This is a genomic window from Streptomyces sp. TRM68367 (assembly GCF_014495685.1).
Taxonomy (GTDB): domain Bacteria; phylum Actinomycetota; class Actinomycetes; order Streptomycetales; family Streptomycetaceae; genus Streptomyces.
This window is the reverse complement of the sequence record NZ_JACTVI010000185.1, coordinates 1-7208: the sequence shown is the minus strand read 5'-3', so window position 1 is coordinate 7208 and position 7208 is coordinate 1. Positions and strand designations below refer to the sequence as shown.

Sequence of the window (7208 nt, the reverse complement as noted above, 5' to 3'; positions counted from 1 at the left end):
GGGGCTGGTGGGGGTGTGCCCGCGGAGGGTGAGGTCTCGCCGGTGGGCGGGACGGCCGCGGGTGGTCCTGGTCTGGATCTGCCTGGTGGGTTGAAATCGCCGTCTCTTGGTTCTCCGTCGGCGTTGCCGCCTGGTGAGTTGGGCGGGGGTGCCGGTGGGGTGTCGTTGCCTGGTGGTGCCGATGGTGCTGGTGGGTTGAAATCGCCGTCTCTTGGTTCTCCGTCGGCGTTGCCATCCGGTGAGTTGGGCGGGGGTGTCGGTGGGGCGTCGCCGGCGGTTGGTGCTGGTGGTGTGCCGATGATGCCGATGTCGCCGATGTCGTCGGGTGCTGGTGCTGGTGCGTTGAAGGAGGGGCAGCCGTCGGATGCGTCCGGTTTGTTGTCGGGCGGGGTGACGCCGTGGTCGGAGGGCGACGGGGAGGTGCCCGCGGAGGGTGAGGTCTCGCCGGTGGGCGGGGCGGCCGCGGGTGGTCCTGGTCTGGCAGCCCCCGGCGATGGTGAAGCGATGCCGCCGACCGTTGCTCATGGCGGTGGGATCGCGCCCGTATCGACGGATGCCAAGAACCACGACCCCTCCATGGCTCCGGTTCTGGCTCCTATCCTGTTTCCGACCCCGGGTTCGGTGCCGTCGGCGGCCTCAGGGAACGGTGGTGGCGACCGAGCCTCCGTGCGGCCAGGCACTGGTGTCAGTGAGCCCGGTGAGGCCGGTGAGGCCGGTGCCGGCGAGACGGCGGCTGCCGGGGAAGCGGGTTCCGCAGGTGGCGCCATGCCGCCGCTCGGTACGCCCGGCGGTGCCTCCAACCGCGGCGAGGAGCGGTCGGACTCTTCGGGGCTGCTGTCGGGTAACGAGACGTCCTGGGCCGATCCTGACAACGGGGATCTGCCGAGCGAGACCCAGGGCACCGCGCCCGGCGGGGCATCCCTCCCCGGCGCGGAGTCCGGTGCGGGCTGGGTGCCGGACGAGCAGCCGGAGGACCGCGTCGCGGTCGTTCCCAGCACCGCCGCGGAGGACACCAGCGCCTGGGAGGCCGCTGACCCAGCTCTGTTGTGGCCGTGCAGCGGTCGCGGCAGCGAGGACGAGGAGGAGGACGAGTACCTGCCCAAGTACGTCCTCAGCGACGAGGACGGGTGGGCCGACGAGGACGGCGCGGTGTCCGCGGCCGGAATCGGTGGCGACGAGGACGGGCGAACCGACGAGGCCGCTACGGTGTCCGTGGCCGACGAAGAGGGGTGGGCGGCCGACGAGGACGGCGCGGTCCTCGCCGCCGGACTGGGGCTGCTGCCGCACTCCCGGGTGGAGGCCGAGGCGTCTGCCGAGCTCGTCGCCGGCCCCGGCCTGGCCACCTGGCGGCCCGACCGCTCCGCTGCCAAGGAGGCTTCCGCCGATGCGATACCGATGGCCGAGGGATACGCAGGAATGCTCTGCGGGGAGGGCGTTGCGACCCCGGAGGCGGACGAAGCCGGCTCCGTGAACGACACGCGCCCGATGGCGGGGGCGGACCGAGGGGAGGACGACGAGGAGGAGAAGAGCCGCGGCATCGCCGATCTGCTGAAGGAGGGGCCCGATCTGTGGGGCGCTGGTGACGATTTCTCCGACTTCCTCGGCTGACCGTCCAGCGGTGGCCCGAGGCTGATATCTCTCGGGCTGGGTCGGTTTCTCAGAAGCTCCTTGCCGCGTACGGGCTTGACACCCGTGCAGCGGCAGGGAGCTTCGTCGTGTTCGGCCCACAAAGCCGGGATGCTCGGCGACCGTGCCCTACAACCGACCAGGCCATGGCACGACATCGCTCAAGGCGGCTGCCGGACGGTGAAGCAAGCCACCGCTGTCTTTGTTCGTTCGGGCAGATCTGGATGTTCGCTGGGTCAAGACCGGCCGACGGCCGTTTCGCGGGGCTCGCAGAAGCTGCTTCTCTGACTCCGATGACTCTGCTCTGCGTGATGCGGGCGCGGTTGCGCTCCACAGCGGGCCGGGTGTGAGAGGAGGCAAGGTGTCCACTCCGTACGACCAGCACATCGAAGAGCTGCTGGGCGCCTATCGCAGGGAGCGGGCGCAAGTCGGCGAGCTGCAGGCCAGGATGCGCGAGGTCAAGGCGAGTGTGACAGCGCCCCGGCAGGCTCTGAAGGTCACCGTCAACGCGCAGGGCGAGGTGACCGAGATCGCGTTCCCCACGGGCGCGTACAAGCGGATGGCTCCGGTGGAGTTGTCCCAGCTGCTCTTGACGACCATCCAGAAGGCGCGGAGCAAGGCCACGGCGGATGTGGCCGAGGTGCTGTCAGGGCACCTCCCGGAGGGAATCGCGGCCGGCGATCTCCTGCAGGGCAAGGCCGACCTCGGTGGTCTGCTGCCGGATGCCCCGCCGATGCCGGACGAGGTCCGAGAGTACATCGAGCACGGCCGTCCCGGTCGGGGGGCGGGCGGTCCGCGGATCGGCCGACCCCCGATCGCCTGAGGGATCCTCCTCAAGCCTTCTTCCCTGTAAAGCACGACGTGAGAATGAGGTCTGACGATGTCCGACTACTTCGCGGTCGACCCTGAATCGCTGGCGAGAAACGCTCCCCATGTGCGTGCGTACTCCGACCAGTTCAGGGAGTTTGTCGGTCGGCTGCAGTCGGGACTGGACTCGTGCGGGGAGTGCTGGGGAGACGACCCGATGGGGAAGGCATTCGCAAGCCAGTACCTCAACCCGCGCGACGAGATGTTGAAAGGCCTCAACGGGACTGTCGACGTGCTGGACAGCACGGGCGACGGCCTGGAGACCATGGCGAAGGGGTTCGCTCAGACCGAGGACCAGAACGTGGCCAATGCCCGTCGCTTGGGTGGTTCGGGCGACACCTATACGGGCCCTTCCGAGGAGACGAGAACGCCCGGCGGCTCGCACGGCACCCCGCGGCCCTGAGCTCTCGTGTGTCGGTGGAAGGCGTGTGAGCCATGGCCATCATGATTCCGCCGGAGCTAGAGCCGATTGCCCAGATCACCGTCGGGCAGGACTTTCCGCAGGGGAACGAGGACAAGCTCGCCCAACTCGGCGCGGTCTGGGATCAGGCGGTGCAGGAGATCAACCAGCTCGCCGGTGATCTCGATTCGGCGACCTCTGACACGTACGAGAGCCTGGCAGGGGCTCCGGCGGAGCAGTTCTCGGAGTTCGTCGACCAGTTGAGATCGACGCTCCCCGTCATGTCGGACTCGGCTCAGCAGCTCGCCACCCTGGCAGAGAACGTGGCGCTGGAGATCGAGTACGCGAAGTACATGATCATCCTGCAACTGGCGTGGATGGCTGCCGAGATCGCGTATCTGACGGCGACCCTGTACGGTTCTGCGGCGATTCCCGCAGTGATCACTGCCGGCCGTTTCGCCATCCAGACGATCCTGCGAGAGCTGTTCAACGCGGTCCTGTCGTCCGTGGTGATGATGGTCGGGATGGACGCGGCGGCCCAGACCCTGCAGTTCCTCAAGGGTGACCGTAAGCACTGGGATGCGAAGTCCACCGTGAGCGCGCTCGAGATGGGCGCGCTCGGCGGGGCGCTCGGCGGGGCGCTGTCGCGCGGCATGCGGCTGGTGGCCCCGAAGTTCGCCACGTCCCTCATCGGCAACGTCACCACCGGTGCTCTCACCGGCCTGGGCGCGACCGAACTGAACAACCTCATCTTCAACGCCGGGCAGAACCTCGGACTGGGCACCGCCGCAGGCGCGCTGGGCGGTGCGATCGGCCACGGGCACAGCCTGCACGGCGAGGGTGGCACGGAGCACATCAATGTGCCCGACATGGACATCAAGCCGTTCACCCCCGAGATGATGAAGCGCGCGCTGTCGGGGGACCCAGGTGATTTCCACCTTCCCGAGGTGCCGGAGTCGAAGCCGGGCGAGCGTCCGACCGAGGGGGAGCATCTCACCGAGGGGGAGCGTCCGACCGAGAGCGGGCTTCGTACGGAGGGCGGGCCTCCCACCGAGGGGGGGCGTCCATCGGAGGAGGAGCGTCCGTCGGAGGAGGAGCAGCTCGACCTGCCGGATGCTCCGAGGGCGTTCGACGAATCGCAGTATCCTGACCCGTCGCCAGCGGCGCTGTTCAGGGACCTTCCGTCAGCGCAGGCTGGGAAGCCGCCCTCGCCGGGGCAGCAAGTGCAGCGGCGTGTCGATGAGCTCAGCAAGATGGCGCGGAATGCCGGGCTGCCGGAGGAGCAACGGCGGCCGCTGGCGGAGTCGGTGCGAGAGGCGGCCGACAAGGGTGACTGGGGGCGGACTGCTCAGCGGCTGGAGGATTTCCGGACGTCGGTGGAGAACAAGCTGCTCGATCAGCGGGTGGCGGACTTCCGAGCCCATGTGCAGAACGGGTTCTCGCGTCTGGGTGAGCTGGGGGTCCGCGAGGATGCCTGGCACGCAAGGGTGGACGCGGTCGAGCATGCCCAGCGCACGGGCAACCCGGTACTGCTGGACAGCGCGCTCAAGGAGTACACCGACTTCGTAGAGCGTCACCTTCCGGTGGAGGCGCTCGCTGAGGAGAACACCCCACGGTTCTACGACGGGCGCGTGGAGCAGCTGCGCCGCGAGCTGGCCACGGTCAGTGACCCCGCCGCACGCCAAAGACTGCAGAGCGAACTGGACTTGCACCAGCAAGTGCAGGAGGACTACCACCGGCTGGCGCAGTCCGATCCCGAGTCCCTGATGCGCCGGCGGATCATCGCGCAGGAAGAGGAGGCTCGATCCCCCGAGGAGGCGCAGCAAGCCCGACAGTCGCAGCAGGACCGTGTGCGCGCGGAGACGGCCTTGGCCGATCTGGAACGGCGGCACAAGGCGTTGCGGGATCCGGTTGCACCGGATGCGCGCGGCCAGGAACTGCAGCAGCGGGTGGAGAACGCGGCGACTCCGGAGGAGCGGGAGCAGGCGTGGCGGGATCTGGCTGCGCAGTCAGAGGACCAGCAGCGGAACGCGGTGCGTGAGGAGCTGTTGCCTGCGAGCGATCCGCAGCGGGAGGAGCTGGTCCGGCGGATCGACAACGCCCAGAGCCCGGAGGAGCGACAGCAGGCCGACCAGGCACTCAAGGAATACACGGACCGTCAGATCGAGGAGCAGCAGCAGAAGTTCGCCGAACAGCTGCACGCCCGGGCGGATACTCAGGCGCAGACGGAGAGCGCGGCCCTGCAGCAGCGGGTCGTGTCGTTGCATGGCGGGACGCCGCAGGATCCGCGGGAGGCGGAACTGTGGAAGCGTCTCACGGCGGCGGCGAGCCCGCAGGAGCTGACGCAGGCGCTGCACGAGCTGAACGCGCACCAGCAGCAGCAACTGCATCAGCGCGTCGACAGCGCGGCGACCCCGGCGGAGCGGAAGCAGGCGCTCTACGCGCAGGCCAGGCTCAACAACTGGACGCCGCAGGAGCGGCAACTGGCCGAGCTGCAGATGAGGACGAAGGGGTTCGGCACGTCGGAGGCGGACCCGCGATTGGGCGAGCTCAAGCAGGCGGCCGCCAACGCTACGCCGGAGGAGCGCCACGAGGCGAACCAGGCGCTCAAGGAGTACCTGGATCGTCGGGCCCAGGAAGCGCAGCAGACCTACGCCGAGCAGCAGGCGGCGGTGGAGAGGAATACGGGCACCCCGGAGGACTTGCTGCAGCGGCTGGATGGGCTGCGCGAGAGGCGGCTTGAGGATCAGGCGCGCAATGAGCCCGCCGGTGATGTGCACAGCGATCCGCGCGAGGCCGAGCTGAAGCAGCAGTGGGAGGCCGCCGGTAACAACAGTCCGGAGGATGGGGCCAAGGCTCAGCAGGCCTTGCAGGAGTACCTCCACGCCCGGGAACAGCAGCAGCAAAAGCAGGAGCAGCAGCGGCTGGCGCAGGTCCATGTCCACGAGCAGGAGGTCACGCGGCTGCGCGCCCAGCTGACAGAGCAGCGCCGGACGGGTGCGACGGCTGACGCCGCACAGACTCAGCAGCGGCTGGAGCAGGCGCAGGAGCGCTTGGCCGCGGTGCGGAACCGCGACGAGAACATGGCCGCGCTGCGACGCGAACTGCAGCAACAGGTCGAGGGTCGGGATTCGGGGACGCACCGTCCGGGGGCAGGCTCGGGGTCGGACTCGGGATCCGGGGGCCGACTCGACCGGCTGGTCCAGGAGGGCCTTTCCAAACAGGGCGAGCAGGAACGGGCGCGCTTGCAGGAGTTCCAGGAGTTCCTCCGGCAGGAGCCCACTGAGCACGTCCAGTCCACGGACGACGACCTTGACGGGCTGCCTATCGTGCCCACCACCAGGCCCGAGGCGCCGCAGGGCATGCCCTCGATGACGCCCGCGGCCCCCTCCCACCTCGAGGACCTGCCTGCGGCGCACATGCCCGAGGAGACCGCGGACAGGAGCGCGGGCACGACCCAGGACCTTCCCAGTGCCCCCTCGGGCCCGTTGGCGAAGCCCGGCGACATGGCCGGCCCAGGACACACGGAGCTGTCTCCGCAGACGGGACCGACGCGCAGCGAGTCGCCCGCATCGCAGCCCGGCTCGGAGATCTCCCAACTCCAGCCCGAGCGCCCCCGCCCCGTGACGCCGCATGCGGACGACACCGGACTGTCGACAGCACCGCCCACCGACAGGCATGTTCAGGTGGCCTCGCGGGCTCCACGGCCCGAGAGTGTCGACGACCTTGTACGGTACCTCAGCGAGCTCGAAGACCAGGACACGGCGAGCGGCTCTGGCCACGATGTGGCGGCGCAGTCGCCGGAGGGGGATGGCGCGCGGCCGGGGTCGGGTACCGCGCAGTCCGGCTCCGAGGGAAGCCTGCTTCACCCGGAAGGCTCCCGACCCTCGGTGCCGTCTGCGGATGACAGCGGAGTGTCGCCGGTATCGCGCGCCGATACCCGCGTCGACACAGCGCCGACGGCCTCCCAGGTCCCGCAGGCCGATGACCTGGACAAGCCCCATGAGGAGGCGCCGCAGCCCACCGAACTCCCACAGCACGGCACGACGCCGGCGGAGCCCGTCCACGACACCCCGACGCAGCCGGCCGAGCACAACGACGCGCGGACCGAGCCGGTCACCGGGCCCCAGCACCCGTCGGCCCACACCGAGGAGCCCGCGGACCACCAGACACTGCGCGACACGGCCGCCACGCCCACGACGGACGACGTCGAGGAGACGCACCAGCCGTCTGGTGAGGAGCGGTTGGGGTCGGAGTTTGATGATCCGGCGGTGACGGCGGCGGTTCATGAGGATTTGGTGCGCCGGTTTGGGGC

At 69.5% G+C, this 7208-nt stretch carries 4 protein-coding genes; all 4 read left to right on the top strand.

Features of this window, described 5'->3' with window-relative positions; genetic code table 11:
* Positions 1 to 765 precede the first annotated feature (765 nt).
* Positions 766 to 1608 (top strand): hypothetical protein, encoded by an 843-nt coding sequence (locus H8R17_RS43870; RefSeq protein ID WP_187828756.1) that lies wholly within the window; start codon positions 766 to 768, stop codon positions 1606 to 1608.
* 379 nt (positions 1609 to 1987) lie between these two features.
* The gene (locus tag H8R17_RS43865; RefSeq protein WP_187828755.1) at positions 1988 to 2449 is read left to right on the top strand and encodes a YbaB/EbfC family nucleoid-associated protein; all 462 of its coding nucleotides are present in this window, start codon (positions 1988 to 1990) and stop codon (positions 2447 to 2449) included.
* Between the two features lie 57 nt (positions 2450 to 2506).
* Entirely contained in the window at positions 2507 to 2896 is a 390-nt protein-coding gene (locus tag H8R17_RS43860; RefSeq protein WP_187828754.1) for a WXG100 family type VII secretion target, read from the top strand.
* A gap of 320 nt (positions 2897 to 3216) precedes the next feature.
* The coding region (locus H8R17_RS43855) for a hypothetical protein (protein WP_187828753.1) at positions 3217 to 7208 on the top strand (3992 nt) is incomplete at its 3' end.